Below are 17,208 nucleotides of genomic sequence, written 5' to 3' on the forward strand. Positions count from 1 at the left end.
GAGGTCACCTCGGTCCGAGACGTCGCCGAGATCATCGGATCCCACATCCCCAACGGCCGCATCGTGACCGGGGCCGCCAGCGCCCACGACCGGCTCGGCGCCCGCACCGACATCACCCGCATGACCGCCGCCCTGCACTGGCGGCCCGCCATCACCGTCGCCGACGGCATCGCCCGCTACCTGGCCTGGCTGCAACGGCAGCCGTAGGCATCCCCGACTGGCTGCGCACACTGATCCTGGTGACCGGCACGATCGGCCCCACCGCCTACCTGATGCTGGGGTACCCGAATCACGTCACCGCACGGGTCCGGAACGCCGCCATCGGCCACGGGGTCGCGGTCGGGTTCGGCCTGGCATACCTGGCGGCATTCGGGCTGTGGCTCCAACCACCGGTGGCCCAACCGCGGTCATGCCGGATTCGACCACGTCGCGGCCTCGGCTCTCGGCACCGCGCTGACCGATCCTGCGCGCCCATCACGCACCGGCGGCGGCCACCGCACTGCTGATCAGCAGCGGGATCGCCGGGCCCGGTCACCCGCTGTACGGCCTGGTCATCGGTCTCGCTCTGACCATGATCCCCGCCCGCCTGGCTCCCCGACGACCGTGAGCAGACCGTCGCGCTGAGCGAATGGCCGTCTCGGTGCCGAGCGATGTCCCGATGACGGTTCCGGCAGATGCCCGTCCGGGCCGCTCACGCAGGTTCCCGGCCGTCGAGGCGGCGAGGTGAAGGTGTGCGTTCTTCGTCCGCGATGCCCAGGTCACGGTTCTGATCTGGGGTGCCGCCCTGGCTGGTCGGTCTGATCGTCCGGCGGGGCGAGCAGGGCTGTGCCGGGCAGGGGCTCCAGGTCGGCGGGGCGGGCGGCCGCGTCGACGATCAGGGTGTGCGGGCGGTCGAGTGGTGTCCAGTAGGCGAACGGCTCCGCGCCGATCTTGCTGTGGTCGGCGAGTACGTAGGTGGCGCGCCCCGCGTGCAGCATCGCGTGCTTGAGGCGGGCCTGTTCGGGGGACGGGCAGCACAAACCGCGGGCGGTCACACCGTCGGCGCCCAGGAACACCTTGTCGGGGCCGATCCAGCGCAGCTGTTCCTCGGCGAACGGGCCGACCACCCCCTCGCCGGGGTGGCGGACCCGCCCGCCGAGGACGATCAGTTCCACGCCGGGCGCCTCGGCCAGCAGCGCGATGGCGTTGAGCCCGGCGGCGACCACGGTGATGCCGGTGCGGTCGCGCAGCCGCCGGGCCAGCCGCGCGGTGGTGGATCCGGCGTCCAGCAGCACCACGTCGCCGGTGTCGACCAGGTCGGCGGCGACGGCGGCGATGGCCTCCTTCTCCCGTCGGCGGCCGTGCTCCTTGTCCCGCAGCGGCAGCTCCTGCGGGCCGCCCACCGCTCCGCCGTAGGTGCGGGTGATCTCTCCGGACAGTTCCAGTTCCCGCAGGTCGCGGCGGACGGTGGAGGTGGACACCCCGAAGCGGCGGGCCAGCTCGTGGATGTTGCCGTTGCCCGCCCGGACCTCCCGTACCAGTGAGTCCCGGCGTTCGGCGGTCTGTGCCCTGGGCCTGCGTCGTGCGGTCACCACTCCCCCATCAGGCGGTCCGTTGTGCGGCAACCGCATGATCCCCGACGGGGGACGCCGGGCGCAGGCAGAACCAGGACACCGCCGCACCGGCGGCCAGGAACCCGGCCAGCGCGACGAATCCGGCGTCTTGCGAGCCGGTCAGGTCGGTCAGCCACCCGACCAGGTAGGGGCCCATGAAGCCGCCCAGGTTGCCCAGCGCGTTGATCAACCCCATGGCCACGGCGATGACCTCGAACCGCAGCACCTGCGCGGGCATCGCCCAGAACGGCCCGTACGGCGCGTAGACGCCCGCGGCGACCACGCACAGCAGCGCCATCTGCGCGATGCCGCCGTGCACCAGCTGCCCGGCCAGCAGCCCGGCGATCGCCACGACCTGGGGGACCGCGACGGCGGCGCGGCGGTTGCCGGTGCGGTCGGAGCGGGCGGCGTTGTAGAGCATGGCCGCCAGCGCGACGGTGTAGGGCACGGCGGTCAGCCACCCGACGGCGGTGGCCGACGCGTCCCCGGTCATCGACTTGATCACGCTGGGCAGCCACAGGTTGAAGCCGTAGAACCCGGTGATCCAGCAGAAGTACACCAGCACCAGCAACTGGACGCGGCGGTCGCGCAGCGTCTGCCCGTAGCCGGCCTGCCCGGCCGACGGCTTGGCGGCCTCGTCCTCGGCCAGCGCCCCCTCCACGTGGGCGCGTTCCTCGGGCGACACCCAGCGCGCCTGCGACGGCCGGTCGGCGATGGCGAACCACCACACCACGGCCCAGACCAGCGGCGGCAGCCCCTGGGCGACGAACACCGTGCGCCAGTCCAAGTGGTCGAGCATCCAGCCGGACAGGGGCGCCATGAGGATCGAGGAGATCGGCAGGCACGCCATCCACAGCGCGTTGGCCCGCGCCCGTTCGCGCAGCGGGAACCAGGACGCCAGCAGGATGAGCACGGCGGGCCACACGCCGCCCTCGAACACGCCGAGGACGAACCGCGCCACGTACAGCTGCGTCTCGCTGCGCACCAGGCCGCACGCCATGGCGGCCAGGCCCCACGCGATCATCAGGATGAACACCGTCTTGCGGGCGCTCCACCGCGCCGCCAGGACCGCGGCGGGGATCTGCAGGAACATGTAGCCGACGAAGAAGATCCCGCCGGCCATGCCCTTGGCGCTGCCGGACAGCGGGAAGTCCTCGTCCATGTACGGCAGGATGATCGAGACGTTGTTGCGGTCCAGGTAGGCCAGCATGTACATGATCGCGGCGACGGGGATCACGTACGTCCAGCGGCGGGCGGGAACAGTGGCGGCGGTGGTCATCGGGGGTGGTCCTTCCGCTCGCGGGGGCCGGGACGGTCAGCGGGGGGCGTATTCGGCGCGGATGCGGTCGGCGTAGGGGGCGAACTCGACGGCGGTGCGGAACGCGGCGGCCATGGTGCCGGGCGAGGCCGTGCCGGTACCGGCGATGTCGAAGGCGGTGCCGTGGTCCACGGAGGTGCGCAGGATCGGCAGGCCGACGGTCACCGAGACGGTGCCGTCGAAATCGACGGTCTTGGCGGGAATGTGACCCTGGTCGTGGAACTGCGACAGGACGCCGTCGTAGCGGCCCTGGAGGCCCTGGTGGAACACCGAGTCGGCGGGGACGGGGCCGGTGACGTCCAGGCCCGCGGCGCGGGCGGCCTCCACCGCGGGGGCGATCGACACGATCTCCTCATCGCCGAAGTTGCCGTTCTCGCCGCCGTGCGGGTTGACGGCGGCGACCGCCAGCCGCGGCGCCCGGCCGTCGTCGCCGAACACGCGCAGCGCGGTGTAGGCCTCGCCGATCGCCTCCTCGACGACCCGCGCGCTGAGCCTGTCCAGCGCGTCCCGCAGCGACATGTGCCGGGTGGTGAAGAAGATCTTCAGGCCGCGGACGACGAACATGGTGTTGTGCCGGGTTGAGCCGGTCAGCTCGCCGAGCATCTCGGTGTGGCCGAGGTGCTTGGATCCGGCGGCCCAGATCGCCTCCTTGTTGATGGGGGCGGTGACGATCGCGTCGGCGGCGCCGTCGAGGGCCAGCCGGGTGGCGGTCTCGATCGCGGCGATCGCCGCGCGTCCCGCGGTGGCGTCGACCTTGCCCCATTCCAGGTCGGCGCCGGCGATGCCGAGGTCGAGCACGTCGATCACCCCCTCGGCGAAACGCGCCTGCCCCGGGTCGGAGACCGCGTTGATCTCCACGTCGAGGCCGCAGACACGGGCGGCGCGGTCCAGCACGGCCGCGTCACCGACGGCCAGCCCGCGCGCGGCGCGCACCGACGCGGGGTCGGCCAGGGTACGCGCGGTGATCTCGGGACCGATACCGGCCGGGTCGCCGAGGGTGACGGCGAGCAGCGGCCTGGTCTCGGACGTGGCGTCCGGGGTCATCGCTGGACCTCTCTTTCGTCGTGAACAGTGATCATCCGCAGGTGCTCGACGCAGTCGACGGCCGCCTGCCGGTCGCCGATGAGACCGCCCTTGGCGGCGAACGGGAACCCCGCGCAGGGACCGCCGACCAGCCGTCCGGCGACGGCCAGAGGCTGCACCTCGGCGTCGACGGCCAGGCCCTCGGCGCCCAGGGCGTCGACCACGGCGACCGACACGTCCCCGCCCGTCGCGTACACTCCGCCCACGCGTCCGGAGTCCACGACGTTGCGGGCGACCGCGGCCAGAACGCGCGGGATGCGCTCGGCCAGCGCCGGGTCGAACTCGGCGGGGACCATGCGCAGTCCGGCCACGGTGGCGCCGTCGTCCAGCAGCCTCATGACCTGAACGGTCAGGGCGTCCTCGTCGAGCGCGGTCACTTCGCACAGGCGGGCGCCCAGGATCTGCTCGGCCTCCCGCAGTTGCTCGGTGGTGCGGGCGGTGACGCTGCCGGCGACCACGAGGATCGGCCTGGGCGTGCCGCCGATGCCCAGCTCGGCGGCGAGCGCGGCGCCGAACGGACCGGAGTCGACCGACAGCCAGGTCTCGCCCGTGGCCGCCGCCGCGCGCGCCAACGCGGACACGTGCCCAGGGGTGACCGCGTCGCACACCAGCACGTCGGACCGGTCGGCCCGCATCGCGCGCACCAGTGCCTCCTGCCCGGCCTGCACGATGTCGAGGGCGATCTCCCCCACGCCGAGCGCGGTCTGTGCGCGCAGCAGGGTGGCGACGCGGGACGCGGCGATCGGGCTGAGCGGGTCGCGCGCGGCGTCGGTCTCGGTGAGCGGAACCCCGTCGACCAGGTGGACGCCACCGACCGTGGTGCGGCCCGCGCTGGGGAAGGCGGGCACGCACAGCGCCCGCGCGTGCGGCGCTCTGGCGCGCAGCACCTCGAGCATTCCGGTCAGTTCGGCGCCGACATTGCCGCGCAGGGTGGTGTCGACCCGTTTGACCAGGAGCCGCACGTCCCCGCCGAGTGCCCGGGCGACCTCGGCGACCATGGCACGGGCGCGTCCGGCGGGGTGGTGCCTGCTCGCGGTGTTGACCACCACCACGTCGGCCGCGGCTCCGTGCCGCCGCCCGTGGCAGACGTCGCTGACCGTGACGGCACGCATGCCCTGCCGGGCGAACAGCGCACCTGTCGCGTTGCTTCCGGTGAGGTCGTCGGCGACGACCAGGACCTCCGCCACGACTCCCGCCTAGTTGCTCATTTCAAGCGCATTGAATGTGCTCGAAACACCTACTTTCCGTCCCGTCAGCATGCGATCACCAGGTAGACGCTGTCAAGAGTCTGGATAGTTGCTCAATCCGCGCAACTTCCGTCCGGTGGCAGGATCACGCCTGGCCGACCGGGCCGCACGACACGGAACACCGGGCATGGCGCCATGCGGGACACCACAACGCAGGGCCCCGGCAGGACCGGAAGCAAGTGAGGTCGAGCCGGATTCAGAGAAGGAGATCCCCCATGCCGGAGGCGCCACCCTGGTGGCGTCCCCCACCCCCTCCATCGAGCAGGCCCGGGCCGAGCGCATCGCCTCGCAGGCCACGGCCCCGACCGCATGCCGTGACTCCTGTCCCGGCGCCCGCGACGGCCTCCTTGAAGGGTGCTGTAACAGCGGTGGTGACGGTGCCGGTGAGCACGGTTTGCATCCGGACACGGAACCGGCGAACCGCGGCGAACACGTGCGCGAGCCCGATCCGGCGACGGCCACCACCGCACGGCCGTTGCTGGACCTGGCCGCCACCTACCGGGTGTGGAAGAGAGAGCCGCCCTACCGCCTGATGGCCGAACGGGCCCGTCATCGGTACGTACCCTCAACTTTCAACACGCTGACCAAGCGGGAGCCCCCGCCCAACGTCGAGGCTTTGCTGGCCTCCTTGAGGGCTGCGGCGTCGACGAGGCAGAACGTGAACATTGGCGCCAGGCGTGGATCCGCATCAAGGTCGCCGAACGCAACGGGATCACGGACGCACCGCAGGAGCCAGCCGGCTGAGCAGCACGTTGACGACGCTCATCGAACGGAACGACGTTCAGCCGGTGACACTCTCGCTCATGTGCAACGGCAACCGCATCCCTGACAAGGTCGAGAAGATTTCGGCGTCGCTGGACCACGCCTGGGCCTACTACACCGGAACGATGGGCTACAAGATCCCCGACGACGTCGATGTGTACATCGGCCACCCGTTCGTGAGTGCCACCGCCGGGCTCGCCAATCCAACCGCGATCATCGGCGTCCCGAGCATCTACCTCGGGGAGAAAGCAGGACCGTACTACCTGCCGCGGCAGGAACTCTTCCACACGGCACAGTTCGATTTCGTCCCACTGCGGGCGTGGCTGCTACGCAACGGCCAGCAGCCGCGGTACCGACTGGGAGAAGGAGCTGAAAATCTTCGCCGCCACGGATGGCGTTACCAGAACCCCGACATTCTACAATGGTGCCGCGTCCACCTGTCCGTTGATCCGAGGACGGCGGACGGTGCCACTGACCTCCACCGCCCCTACCGCAGCACGACCATCCTCGATGACAGCGGCCTGGCAAGTGGAGAAGTCACGGTCAACGGGGGTGACACCTACTACATCGACCTGATCGCGCCCTCGAATATGGATCCCCATGTGCTCCAGGTCGACCTCACCGTCCATCAGCGGCCCGGGGACATCGTGGCCACCCTCGTCACCTGGGAAAAGATCGACAAACGGCGCGGCCCGGACCAGCCTTGAGTGAAGCCCGACCGGGTCGGTTTGTTCGATGTGCAACTCGGGGGCGAATGCACCATGGCCACCCTGGTGATCATCAACGCCAACCCGCACTCCGTCGGCAAGTCAGCTGACTGACGTCTTCAAAGCGAATCGCTAGTATCTGCCCCAAGCCCGGCAAGCGACGGCCCCCGGCAGGCGCGCACAGCCTCCGGAGGCCGCCCCCATCACCAAGAAAATCTCATGAACCAGACCCTGAAAGACATTGGATCCATACTTTGGGTTCTGCTGCTTCTATCGGTCCCCGCCACCGTCATCTTCTTCGTGTGGCTGGGGATGAGCCGGATCGAAGGTTTCCCCTCGACGGCCATCACCGTGACCAATGACAGCAGCAGCCCTGTACGTGTCGTGTACTACGACGCTGATGAGGGATTCCGGCCACTGTACACAGAACATCTGGAGATCCCCTCTGGCGGCAGCAGGCCAGTTGGCGGCGGCGACGACTGCGAACGTCCGCACCGCATACCCAGATCCGGAGATTTCCTGCTCGCACAGACACCTGACGGACGCACTGCGAGGCTGGGGCCACCACAGCCATGTGGGGGAGCGAAGTGGCGCATCACCGACGAGTCACTTCGCAAGGGCGTGAAGCCGACGCCGAGCCCGCCCCTATGGAGCCCGACACCGGCACGCAGTGAGAAAAGCTCCCACACAAGGCCAGGCTGAACGGAAAGGCTTGCGGCACCCGGCCAAGGTGCGCGATCAAGGCGAAGCCGATGGTGTCGAGGAGTCACGATGGCGGGCGCACGTCGTCGTGACCGCACAGGCCATGGACTTTGGACGTCGAGTTGGTGACCAGCCGACGCCGTGCTCACTCCGGACACGCCGCCCGCGCAACGCGGCGAAGCTTTCCCAGCTCTGGCGAGTTGATGGCCTCTCAGAGCGTGTGGCAGAGCTTCAGGGGGCGGCCACAAGGTATCTGCGCTGGGCGACAAAGGGGCGGATATAGCTGAGGCTGACCGATGGGCCCGGCGCGCTGCCTATCACCTCAGGCAGTTCGTCCATCCGGTACCGGATGCTCGGACCCGCTTCCAGACCAATGCCAACGACTGGCCGGGTTACCGTGTTCAGTGTGGCGGTCATCGTCCTTGCGTTGGCGTTGCCCGCCGCGTTCTGGGGAACGCACTTCACCGACGACACCAGGGCAACCGAGCATCTCGAAAACAGGGCAGCCCGCCGGGCGCCAGTTCCAACTGGGGTCATGCCGAAAATGCCGACGCCGAGCCTGGCAGCAGACCCTCCCGGGCCGCAGATCAACAGTCACAGTTCCGAAGCTCGTCACCCCCCACCCGCCGATGACCGCCCAGCTCGGCGATCATTGACCGCACCCGGCTGGCCACGGATCGAAGGCGCCCCCTAACTGCTGGCCAGAGTGCGGCCCAGGAGAGGGAGCAGGCGGTCCCAGTGGCGCTGCAGGCCGGCGGGATCGAAGGCATCGGTGTCGGACATGGTGAAGCCGTGGACGGTGCCGGGGTAGATCTCGGAGGTGTAGCTGACGCCCGCGTCGTCCAGGACCTGGTTGAGCTCGCCGAGGGCCTCGGGTGTGATGTCGGTTTCGGCATGGCCGAGGTGGACCTGAGCGGTGATCTTGGAGAGGCTGTCGGGCCCGTCGGCGCCCGCGGGGGCATGGAACGCGGCGACGGCGGCCACTTGGCCGGGGTGGGCTGCGGCGGTGCGCATCGCCAGGAGGCCGCCGATGCAGTAGCCGGTCACCGCGACCCGCCCGGCGGCGACCTCGGGCTGGGTGGTGAGGAACCTGAGGTAGGCATCGGCGTCGCTCAGCGCACGTTCGGCGGTGTGCTCCTCGATCATGGGCATCAACTGGGCGAAGACCGTGGACCGGTGCTCTTCTCCGATGTGCTCGGGAAGGTCTAGCACCGGCGCCGGGCCGTGCCGGTAGAAGAAGTTGGGGACGAGCACGTAGTACCCGTGCCCGGCCAGTTCGCAGGCCATCTCCCGCAGTACGGGCCGGATCCCGAAGCCGTCCGCGTACATCAGCACCCCGGGGTGCCGATCGCCACGGTCGGGGAAGGCGGCGAAGGCATCGGCCTGACCGTCCGCGGTGGGGATCTGCAGAGCCTTGGTGGGCATGACGTCTCCTGTCGTGGTTGATGTGTCGAGCTCATGATCAACACGACGGAGGCGGAGCCCGCGCGACAGCGCGACATCCTCGATCGAACAGCGGGGCCGCACCGGCCCGTACGGCGCTCAGAAGAGCACCGGGTCACCAATCCGTGTGTGGCGCAATGCCGTCCCGGTAATCATCGCCGCACAGCATAGCGCTGGCCGCAGCCTCCTCAACCTCGGAGTACAGCCGGTCGGTGTACAGGCCGTCGTCCTGGTACGCCTGCCACGCTTGGCTTGGGCTGCTCGTCGATAGCGGCCTGACCGCCTCCCACACCGCGGCCAAGGCCGCGCGCCGGCTGACCCCGCTTCGTCGGCGGTGTCGGCGCGGCGGGGGTGCGCCGTGCCGGCACCGACGTGGGCGCGTTGTTTCACAGGCCTTCGGCTTGTGCCGTTGCGGGCTCGCCGGGAGTGTCGCGCGGGGCCGTGCCCGCGCGGATGGCGGACAGCAGGCCGGGGAAGCGGGACTCGATGTCGTCGCGGCGCAGGCTCACGGCGGTGCGATTCCCGTACTGCTCGACCGTGATCAGTCCCGCCTCCCGGAGCACCCGGAAGTGGTGGGTGCGCCCGGCCTTGCCGACGGGCAGGCCGAACCACGAGTACGGGCGGACGCTTCCGGGCGGCTGCCCCACCAGCGCGGCGACCACCCGCAGGCGGTTGGGGTCGGCCAGGGCGCACAGGATCTCGGTGAGGTCGAGTTCCTCCCGCCGTGGATGTCTGAGCGCCTGCGGCGGCGCGTCCTGCGGCGTCTCGGTCGTCATCGGGCGCGGGTCCACTCCTCGTCGAGGTACGACGCCCACCTTACTTTCCGGGGCGAGCATGAGGTACGGTGAGCATCGTACTAAGCAATGCCGATAGATTTAGTAGGTATCTCATGGCTCTGCAGCTCGTCGAGTTCACCGTCGAGGACGCCACCCGCGCCGCCGCCGACCGGCTCATCCTCGCCGCCGCCGACGCCCTGCGCGCCGGCGGCGCGGAACTGATCGAGGCCCAGGTCCCCGTCGGCCACGACCACGTGTTCCTGATCGCCGACGAGCCCGCCCCCGACACCGTCGCCGACGCGCTGCGGCGGGCGGGGATCGTGTTCGACGACATCGCCGAGGTCCGCCTGGTCGGCGCCGACCTCGCGGAGGTCAAGGCGTACGCCGGGCAGGCGGGCTACCTCGTGGAGTGGGACCTGCCGGCCGGTCTCAGCATGGACAGCTACCTGGCTCGCAAGGCGGAGAAGGCGCCGCTGTACGCCGAGGTCCCCGAGACCAGGTTCCTGCGCACCTACGTGCGTGAGGACATGGGCAAGTGCCTGTGCATCTACGACGCGCCCGACGCCGCGGCGGTCGAACGCGCACGCAAGGCCGTCGACACGCCCATCGACCGGCTGCACGAACTCGACCGGCGCTCCTGAGCGGGAGCGACGGCGATGAGCACCACGAGTACCGCCGACCTCCTCCCCCGGCAGGACGAGGAGGTCACGGCGCGATTCCTCTCCCGTGCCGCGGCCGTCGACCAGGGCGATGACGACGTCCGCCCGGGCCTGCGCTGGCTCGGCGAGCGCAACCTGCTGGACGTCGGCGCGCCCGATCACGGGGACGGGCGGCTGCTACCGTTGCTGGGCACCGTGGAGAGCGTGGCCAGGGGCTGCCTGAGCTCGGCGTTCACCCTGTGGGCCCAGCGGATGGCGGTGGAGTACCTGAGCCGGGCGCGGCCCACCGCGCTGACCGAGGAGTTCCTCGGCGCGCTGCGTACCGGCCGCGTGACCGGGGCGAGCGCGATGGCGCCGGCCATGAAGGAACTGTCCGGTCTCGGCCGGATCCGGACGGTGGCGCGCAAGGTCTCCGGCGGGTACCGGGTCGACGGGCCGATCCCGTGGGCGTCCAACCTCTTCCCCGGCGCGATCATCGTCCTGCCCGCACGCCTGGACTCCCCCGGGCACGACGGGCGCGTGATCGTGGCGTTGCGCGTCGGGGACGAGGGAGTGCGGGTCCGCCCGTTCCCCACTCTCCTGGCGCTGAACGGCACGGCCTCGACCTCGGTCGAGCTGCGGGACGTCTTCGTCCCGCAGGAGGCGGTCCTGTCGACCGACCTTCCCTCGTTCTGCTCCAGCGTGCGCACCACCTTCCTGCTCATTCAGACGGCCTTCTGCTCGGGCCTGGCCGCCGAGTCGCTGACGCAGGCCGGGCAGTCCCTCGACGGACCCGACGTCGTGTTCGCCGACGACCTGCGCGCCCTCCAAGCCGCCCTGGCCTCGGTGCGCGAGCGGCTCGCCCGGTATGCCGCGGCGCCGCCGGCACCGGCCGAGGTCACCCGGCTGCGGCTGGACGCGGCCGGCACGGCGGTCTCGGCGACCCGGCTGGAATCCGCGGTGAAGGGCGGCGCGGGGTTCCTGGCGGCCGGTCACACCGCGCGGCGGGTCCGCGAGGCGGTCTTCCTGCCCGTCCAGTCGCCCACGGAAGGACACCTGCGGTGGGATCTGGAACGCTAGAGATCCGCGCCGGGCACAAGGCGTACTCCGGACGCCGCGTCCTGAGCGACCTGAACCTGCGGGTGGAGCAGGGGCAGACCCTCGCGGTCCTGGGCGCGAGCGGCAGCGGCAAGTCCACGCTGCTGCGCCTGCTGGCCGGTCTGGAGGAACTGGACGAGGGCGAACTGGTCTGCGGGGGCTCCGGCGGCACCGGCCCGTCCATCGGCATGGTGTTCCAGCGCCCCCTGCTCCTGCCGTGGCTGACCGTGCGGGAGAACGTCGAACTGGGCCTGCGTTACCGGGCCAACCGGGCCGCCGATCCCGGCCGGGTCCCCGAGATCCTCGGCTGGCTGGGCCTGGCGGAGTTCGCCGACTCGCCCTCCGACCGGCTGTCGGGAGGCCAGGCGCAGCGCGTCGCCATCGCCCGCGCGCTGGCGATCCGTCCCGACGTGCTTCTGCTGGACGAGCCGTTCAGCGCACTGGACCCGCTGACCCGCGAGGCGCTCCAGAACCGGCTGCGCGCCCTGATCGTCGAGATGGGGCTGACGTCCGTCCTGGTGACGCACGACGTCGCCGAGGCGATCTACCTGGGTGACCGGATCGCGCTGCTGGACGGCACCGGCGCCGTCGGCCACGAGTGGAACGGCGCACCCGGAGACCGGGACTCCGTCCGGGCGGAGGAGTTGCGCGCGCGGATCCTCGGCCGGTACGAGAGCGTCCTGCCCGCCAGGGCCGGAACATGAGCGGCGCCGTGGACCGCCGCGCGCTGCTCGGCGGCGGGCTGGGGCTGGGCCTGGCCGCCGGGCTGGGAGCCGCCGTTGGCGCCGGGCGCCCGGCCGGCGCGGGCACGGCGGGCGGGGCGCTGCGCATCGGCTATCTGCCGATCACCGACGCCTCCCCCTTGCTCGTCGCCCATCGCCGCGGGCTCTACGACCGGTTCGGGGTCCGGGTGGCGCAGCCGGTGCGCTTCCGCAGCTGGGCGGAGCTCGCCCAGGCGTTCGTGGCGCGGAAGGTGGACGTCGTCCACCTGCTCGCCCCCTTCGCGGTGCAGCTGCGTTACGGCCTGGGCGCCCCGGTCCGGATGCTCGCCTGGAACCACACCAACGGATCGTCCATCACCCTGGCGAACGACATCGCCGACCTCGGCGGCCTCGCCGGGCGGACGTTCGCCATCCCCTACTGGTGGTCGATCCACAACATCCTCGCGCAGCGGCTGTTCCGTGCCGGCGGGCTGCGGCCGGTGCTGCGCCGGAGCCCGACGCGGAGCAAGGGCGAGGTACGGCTGGTGGTGATGAGCCCCAGCGACATGCTTCCCGCCATGTCGAACGGCGTCATCAGCGGATACGTGGTGGCCGACCCGTTCAACGCCATGGCCGAGGTGCGCGGTGTCGGCAGGATCCACCGCTTCCTGGGCGACCTGTGGCGCGACCACGCGTGCTGCGTGGTCGTGGTGAACCAGGCGACGATCGACGCCGGTCCCGACCGGGTCCAGCGCTTCACCAACGCGCTCGCCGCCGCCCAGCTCGACATCTCCGCGAACCGGCCCGCCGCGGCGGCCGCCCTCGCCGGCGGCTACCTGCCGCAACCCCGGCCGGCCATCGCCAAGGCCCTCGGCTACCGGAGGGAGGACTACGAGCGCACCGGCGCGATCCGCCGCCGCGACTGGGAGGGGCAGCGCATCGGCTTCTCCCCCTTCCCCTTCCCCAGCTACACCTCGACGCTGGTCGAGGCGATGGGCGGGACCCTGGTCGACGTCGACACGCGCTTCCTCGACGGGCTGGACCCGGCCCGGGTGCACGGGGACCTGGTCGACGACTCCTTCGTACGGCGGGCCATCGAGACGTCCGGGTCCCCCTCGGCGTTCGGGCTGCCCGCGTCACTCACCCGCGTCGAAGAGGTGAACGTCTCATGACCACCGGAACCGAGCGGCCCCCGCGCCGGGCGCTCCCGGTGCTGGTTCCGATCCTGGTGCTGGTCGCGCTGTGGTGGCTGCTGACCTCTGTCCTGGCCTCCGGCCACGTCGTCCTGTCGGGGTTCGCCCCGCAGCGGGCCGTGCCCGCGCTGTACGAGGCGGCCGTGCACGGTCAGCTGTTCCCTGACACCGCCGCCAGCCTGTGGCGGCTGTTCCTCGGCCTGGCGATCGCGGCCGCGTGCGGAGTACCGCTGGGGCTGTTGATCGGGCTGGTCCCCGCCGTCGAGCGGGCCACCCGGCCGCTGTTCCACTTCCTGCGGATGATCTCGCCCCTGTCGTGGGCGCCGGTCGCGATCGCGCTGTTCGGGATCGGCCACCGCCCGGTGTACTTCCTCGTCGCCGTCGCCGCCGTGTGGCCGATCATGCTGAACACCGCCGCCGGGGTGCAGGCGATCGACCCCGGTTTCCTGCTGGTGGCCCGCTCGCTGGGGGCCACGCCGGCCGAACGGCTCCGCACGATCGTCCTGCCCGGGGTGCGGATGCCGCTGCTGACGGGACTGCGCCTGGCTCTGGGAACCGCGTGGATCGTCATCGTCCCGGCAGAGATGCTCGGCGTCGACTCCGGGCTGGGCTATGCGATCCTCAACGCCCGCGACCAGCTCGCCTTCGACCGGCTCATGGCCGTCATCCTCTGGATCGGCCTTCTCGGCTACCTGATGGACTCCTGTTTCCGGACCCTGCTGTCGAGCGGCACGCGGTCACCGTCCGAGAACCGCCCCGCCGCCCGGAAGTCCGCCCGCGCCGGGCGATCGGAACCCGCCGGACGATCGGAACCCGCCGGACGATCGGAATCCCGCAGCCCCGAGACCGCCGGGCGATACGCGACGCCGCCGACAGGGCGACCTTCGTCGTCAGCTACTTGACCTCGTAGACGTCGACCGCGGCTTCGGCGCGCTGCTCGGCGGTGAGCGACGGGCCGGTGTCCAGTGCCGCCTGCAGTCGGCCAGCGCCTCACCGACTCCGGCGTACTCATTGCCGTTCCGTTGGCGGGGGCTTCGCCGAGGGGACGGCCAAGGCGGCGAGCTGGTCGGCGAACGCGTCCAGGACGTCCATCGTTTCCTCGGTGTTCCGGTCTGGGAGCCAGTTCAAGAACAGTCCGTCGATCACCGTCACCAGCAGGCGGGCCAGTGTCGGCATGGGCAGTGACCATTTGATCCCTGCCTGTTCGGCGACGAAGGCCAGATAGTCGGCCCCCTGCTTGTAGTAGCTCTCGTACTGCCGTCGCGCGAGTTGTGCTCTGGCGGGGTCATGCAGCGCGTACGTGGTCAGCTCGTAGGCCACGAGGTGCTCGTCGGGGCGCTCGCTGCCGGCCTCCCAGACGGCCCTGAGGCCCAACCTGAGGTTGCGGTCGAGGGGCGCGTCCGGGGACCACACGGCGCGGGCGGCTTGGACCATGTCGCTGACGATGGTCGCGGCCAGCTCGTCGAGGAGTTCGTCCTTGGACCGGAAGCAGTAGTGGAATGAGCCGCGCGGCATGCCGGCCTCGGCGGCGATGGCCCTCGTCGAGGTAGCCGCGATCCCGTCGCGGGCCATCACCCTGGCGGCGGCCGCTTGAGCAGCCAGACGGCGGCGACTGAGGCCAGTTGTCGACAGTGACGGCTCCAGCTTCTGCGGTTCGAATCCGCAGGCAGCAAGGCTTCACCAGTTCCGACCAGCCCTATCTCTCTCACTGTGTCGCCGCATCACGTCCCGCCAGGTGGACGACGCAGTGGCTGAACCAGGTCATCGTCGAGTTGCAGGCGTGTGCACCGCTGCTGCGGTGGCCTTGACGACCTCACGCACCGTCCGAACACGCGGTCGGGCCTGCGGAGCGGCCAGGCGTCGCCAGAAGTAGGCCAGCATCGACGGATCGAAGGCGGTGTCATGAAGTCCCAGCCCGCACGAGCACCTTGCCCTCGCCGTGCCAGGGTGGCGGCGGCGGGGCCGCCGCACTCCAGGACGGTCACCGGCAGCCCGGCGCGAACCAGTTCGCGGCCTCGATGCCGTGCAGCGGACGCAGGTCGACGGCCGCCCCGCGCAGCAGCTCCACCTCGGCGCCGCGCACCAGCCGGAGGGCAGCTGCTGGTCCAGCAGGTCGGAGATGGGCACCTCCAGCGCCCGCGACAGGCTATGGTCGGGTCGCCCGCGCCCGCCTCCAACTGCGACAACGCGGCCTTGCCGATCTTCGATCGGCGGGACAACTCCGACAGCGACAGCCCCCACCCGACCCGGGCGCGCCGGAGGTTGGCCGCCAGCACGTCCCGCACCGACTCCCCAGCACCGCCCACCGCGCGTCTCACCTCGCCTTTCGTCGTCCCGGACACGCCGCTCGTTCGCTCTCCCGAGCGGCTGTGGCCGGTTCAGATCACCGAGGCCCTTGTGACGTCCCATACGGGGGCCTTGTGCTCCCAGAACAGCTCGAACAGCGCGTCCTCGTCGGCGTTCCCCACATGGGCGGCCTCCCCGGCGCTGATCGGCAGCAGGGTGATGATCTGCAGTTCCAGGCCGCCGGAGTCCTTCTCGATGAGGTCGAAGCCGTTGCGGAAGAACATGCTCGGGGCGCCGAGCACGGCCTGCATCCCGGTTCCCTCGACGAAGGGCTCGGAGTTCTCGAAGACGAAGCCGTACTGGACGAAGGTGTCCGGGTTGCGCAGCATCATCCGCGCCATGGAGCCGACGAGGTACCGGGCGATGTGGCGCTGGTCCCCCCGCAGTGTGCAGGCCAGTTCCAGCGGCGCGAGCGCCTTGATCGGCGCGGTCCGCAGCCCGTCCGTGATCACGGTGGTGAAGCCCGGGTCGGCGAGGTGGAACTCGTGCAGGTCGAAGCCCCGATCCTCGCCATCGGAACCGGCCGGCCAGGTCTCCACGAGTTCGCCGAGGTGCCGCTTGAGGTGATCGAGGTAGCGGTCGTGCGCGCCGGTGTCCGTCACTGCCGTTCCCTTCGGGGCGTCGATTCGAAGCCGATCATGGTAGTGGCGTTCGCAGGGCCCGCGCCCGGACCAGAGAAGTGCCTCGTCGTGGTGTCGTTGATCGCGCTGGCGGTGGAGTGCCTGCTGACCCCTTGGTGGGCGCTCCCCGCGCTGACCGTCGCCGCGGCCGGGCTGGTCTGAGCGCACGTCCGCGTCCGGGTGCCGCAGCCCGCGCAGCCGTGAGGTCGCAACCGGCGATGTCGGGCCCGATGCCGGCGCGGCGGAGCGCCGCGGCAACGGCGCGGCCGCCAGCGAGTGATGAGCCCTTCGCCAGTGCCTCAGCGCAGGTCTGCCGACAGGCCGCACCAGAGCCGCTTTGCCAGGCTGGACCGCGCAAGGACGGTCCGGGAACTCCGGTAGCGATCGCGGAAATACAACGCGCCTATGCATGACCTGCGGATGGAGGAGCGCAGCAGCGGTCCCGCCCTCGATCTCGGCCTCGGTGATCGCCCTGAACCGCCGCAGCCGGTCGCCTTCCACTCCTCCGCTGTGGCGCCGTTGCAGGTCGGCCAACCGATGGCGGATAGCACCTGTGGCACCTTCCTGACCTGCACCTATTGATCAGCATGAAGATCGGCCCGGAGCTCGGGGCTGCCTTGTCGCCACCGCGGTGGGAACACATCAACTTCCACGGGACGTACCCGTTCAACCGCCCGGAAGTGCCCAGCCGGTTGCGGGACCTGCGCGACCCCGCCGCCGACAACGACCCTGAGCTGTGACGATCAGCGCGGTGTTGTGGGAAGTGGTCGATGAGGACTTCGGGCCGCATGTCGACGCGTCGGCGCATCTGGCGGGGTTACGCGCAGCGGCCGGGGGTTCAACACCGAGAAGACCTACGCCGGCTGGATCGCGTTGTCGTATTGCGTCGCCCGGGGCGGCCCGACCGGCCGCCCTCGTTCAGGGGTCATTTCACGCACTCTTCGGCCCTGCTGCCTTGCGTCTGTCGTCGCTGAACGGCCCG

The 17,208-nt window shown here is 70.8% G+C and carries 17 protein-coding genes; 9 read left to right on the forward strand and 8 right to left on the reverse strand.

The window, feature by feature from the left end:
- The first annotated feature begins 63 nt into the window (after positions 1-63).
- The gene (locus ABD811_RS00720) at positions 64-207 is read left to right on the forward strand and encodes a hypothetical protein (RefSeq protein ID WP_344939296.1); all 144 of its coding nucleotides are present in this window, start codon (positions 64-66) and stop codon (positions 205-207) included.
- Between the two features lie 551 nt (positions 208-758).
- Here ABD811_RS00720 and ABD811_RS00725 read toward each other — a convergent pair.
- The 4 genes from ABD811_RS00725 to ABD811_RS00740 are packed head-to-tail and all read right to left on the reverse strand — an operon-like array spanning position 759 to position 5,180.
- Positions 759-1,571 (reverse strand): DeoR/GlpR family DNA-binding transcription regulator, encoded by an 813-nt coding sequence (locus ABD811_RS00725; protein ID WP_344939299.1) that lies wholly within the window; start codon positions 1,569-1,571, stop codon positions 759-761.
- Between the two features lie 10 nt (positions 1,572-1,581).
- A complete protein-coding gene (locus ABD811_RS00730; RefSeq protein ID WP_344939302.1) occupies positions 1,582-2,871 on the reverse strand; it encodes an MFS transporter in 1,290 nt (429 codons plus the stop codon).
- A gap of 36 nt (positions 2,872-2,907) precedes the next feature.
- Positions 2,908-3,954, reverse strand: coding sequence for a 4-hydroxythreonine-4-phosphate dehydrogenase PdxA (gene pdxA / locus ABD811_RS00735; protein WP_344939305.1), 1,047 nt, complete (start codon positions 3,952-3,954; stop codon positions 2,908-2,910).
- On the reverse strand, positions 3,951-5,180 hold the full coding sequence (locus ABD811_RS00740) for a four-carbon acid sugar kinase family protein (protein ID WP_344939308.1): 1,230 nt from the start codon (positions 5,178-5,180) through the stop codon (positions 3,951-3,953). The genes pdxA and ABD811_RS00740 overlap by 4 nt, the downstream gene beginning before the upstream one ends.
- Before the next feature lie 812 nt (positions 5,181-5,992).
- On the opposite strand from ABD811_RS00740, the gene ABD811_RS00745 reads away from it, so the two are divergent.
- Positions 5,993-6,709, forward strand: a complete 717-nt coding sequence (locus ABD811_RS00745; RefSeq protein WP_344939311.1) for a hypothetical protein — start codon at positions 5,993-5,995, stop codon at positions 6,707-6,709.
- Positions 6,710-8,101: 1,392 nt separating this feature from the next.
- Here the strand turns inward: ABD811_RS00745 and ABD811_RS00750 are convergent.
- Together ABD811_RS00750 and ABD811_RS00755 are read right to left on the reverse strand one after the other, a co-directional pair.
- Positions 8,102-8,836 (reverse strand): dienelactone hydrolase family protein, encoded by a 735-nt coding sequence (locus ABD811_RS00750; protein ID WP_344939314.1) that lies wholly within the window; start codon positions 8,834-8,836, stop codon positions 8,102-8,104.
- Positions 8,837-9,240: 404 nt separating this feature from the next.
- Positions 9,241-9,630 (reverse strand): ArsR/SmtB family transcription factor, encoded by a 390-nt coding sequence (locus ABD811_RS00755; RefSeq protein WP_344939317.1) that lies wholly within the window; start codon positions 9,628-9,630, stop codon positions 9,241-9,243.
- 113 nt (positions 9,631-9,743) lie between these two features.
- Here ABD811_RS00755 and ABD811_RS00760 point away from each other — a divergent pair, with 113 nt between their 5' ends.
- Genes ABD811_RS00760 through ABD811_RS00780 form a run of 5 tightly spaced genes read left to right on the forward strand, consistent with a single transcriptional unit; the run spans position 9,744 to position 14,162 of the window.
- Positions 9,744-10,271, forward strand: coding sequence for a DUF4242 domain-containing protein (locus ABD811_RS00760; protein ID WP_344939320.1), 528 nt, complete (start codon positions 9,744-9,746; stop codon positions 10,269-10,271).
- Between the two features lie 15 nt (positions 10,272-10,286).
- Positions 10,287-11,348 (forward strand): acyl-CoA dehydrogenase family protein, encoded by a 1,062-nt coding sequence (locus ABD811_RS00765; RefSeq protein ID WP_344939323.1) that lies wholly within the window; start codon positions 10,287-10,289, stop codon positions 11,346-11,348.
- A complete protein-coding gene (locus ABD811_RS00770; protein ID WP_344939326.1) occupies positions 11,330-12,070 on the forward strand; it encodes an ABC transporter ATP-binding protein in 741 nt (246 codons plus the stop codon). Before ABD811_RS00765 ends, ABD811_RS00770 begins: the two co-directional genes overlap by 19 nt.
- Positions 12,067-13,239, forward strand: a complete 1,173-nt coding sequence (locus ABD811_RS00775; protein WP_344939328.1) for an ABC transporter substrate-binding protein — start codon at positions 12,067-12,069, stop codon at positions 13,237-13,239. Before ABD811_RS00770 ends, ABD811_RS00775 begins: the two co-directional genes overlap by 4 nt.
- Positions 13,236-14,162, forward strand: a complete 927-nt coding sequence (locus tag ABD811_RS00780; RefSeq protein WP_344939330.1) for an ABC transporter permease — start codon at positions 13,236-13,238, stop codon at positions 14,160-14,162. Before ABD811_RS00775 ends, ABD811_RS00780 begins: the two co-directional genes overlap by 4 nt.
- Before the next feature lie 106 nt (positions 14,163-14,268).
- Here the strand turns inward: ABD811_RS00780 and ABD811_RS00785 are convergent, their stop codons facing one another.
- Positions 14,269-14,904: a TetR/AcrR family transcriptional regulator gene (locus ABD811_RS00785; RefSeq protein ID WP_344941031.1), complete on the reverse strand. Its 636-nt coding sequence runs from the start codon at positions 14,902-14,904 to the stop codon at positions 14,269-14,271.
- Positions 14,905-15,638: 734 nt separating this feature from the next.
- Positions 15,639-16,208, reverse strand: a complete 570-nt coding sequence (locus ABD811_RS00790; protein ID WP_344939332.1) for a suppressor of fused domain protein — start codon at positions 16,206-16,208, stop codon at positions 15,639-15,641.
- A gap of 423 nt (positions 16,209-16,631) precedes the next feature.
- Here ABD811_RS00790 and ABD811_RS00795 point away from each other — a divergent pair, with 423 nt between their 5' ends.
- Both ABD811_RS00795 and ABD811_RS00800 read left to right on the forward strand, forming a co-directional pair.
- Positions 16,632-16,808: a hypothetical protein gene (locus tag ABD811_RS00795; RefSeq protein WP_344939334.1), complete on the forward strand. Its 177-nt coding sequence runs from the start codon at positions 16,632-16,634 to the stop codon at positions 16,806-16,808.
- Between the two features lie 5 nt (positions 16,809-16,813).
- Entirely contained in the window at positions 16,814-16,966 is a 153-nt protein-coding gene (locus ABD811_RS00800; RefSeq protein ID WP_344939336.1) for a hypothetical protein, read from the forward strand.
- The last annotated feature ends 242 nt before the right edge of the window (positions 16,967-17,208 follow it).

The organism is Actinomadura miaoliensis (assembly GCF_039536785.1).
Lineage (GTDB): Bacteria > Actinomycetota > Actinomycetes > Streptosporangiales > Streptosporangiaceae > Spirillospora > Spirillospora miaoliensis.

Coding starts and splice junctions, on each gene's coding strand:
- ABD811_RS00780 (WP_344939330.1), top strand. CDS start 13,236: ATGACCACCGGAACCGAGCGGCCCCCGCGCCGGGCGCTCCCGGTGCTG.
- pdxA (WP_344939305.1), bottom strand. CDS start 3,954: ATGACCCCGGACGCCACGTCCGAGACCAGGCCGCTGCTCGCCGTCACC.
- ABD811_RS00775 (WP_344939328.1), top strand. CDS start 12,067: ATGAGCGGCGCCGTGGACCGCCGCGCGCTGCTCGGCGGCGGGCTGGGG.
- ABD811_RS00800 (WP_344939336.1), top strand. CDS start 16,814: ATGAAGATCGGCCCGGAGCTCGGGGCTGCCTTGTCGCCACCGCGGTGG.
- ABD811_RS00730 (WP_344939302.1), bottom strand. CDS start 2,871: ATGACCACCGCCGCCACTGTTCCCGCCCGCCGCTGGACGTACGTGATC.
- ABD811_RS00795 (WP_344939334.1), top strand. CDS start 16,632: ATGCATGACCTGCGGATGGAGGAGCGCAGCAGCGGTCCCGCCCTCGAT.
- ABD811_RS00760 (WP_344939320.1), top strand. CDS start 9,744: ATGGCTCTGCAGCTCGTCGAGTTCACCGTCGAGGACGCCACCCGCGCC.
- ABD811_RS00765 (WP_344939323.1), top strand. CDS start 10,287: ATGAGCACCACGAGTACCGCCGACCTCCTCCCCCGGCAGGACGAGGAG.
- ABD811_RS00755 (WP_344939317.1), bottom strand. CDS start 9,630: ATGACGACCGAGACGCCGCAGGACGCGCCGCCGCAGGCGCTCAGACAT.
- ABD811_RS00750 (WP_344939314.1), bottom strand. CDS start 8,836: ATGCCCACCAAGGCTCTGCAGATCCCCACCGCGGACGGTCAGGCCGAT.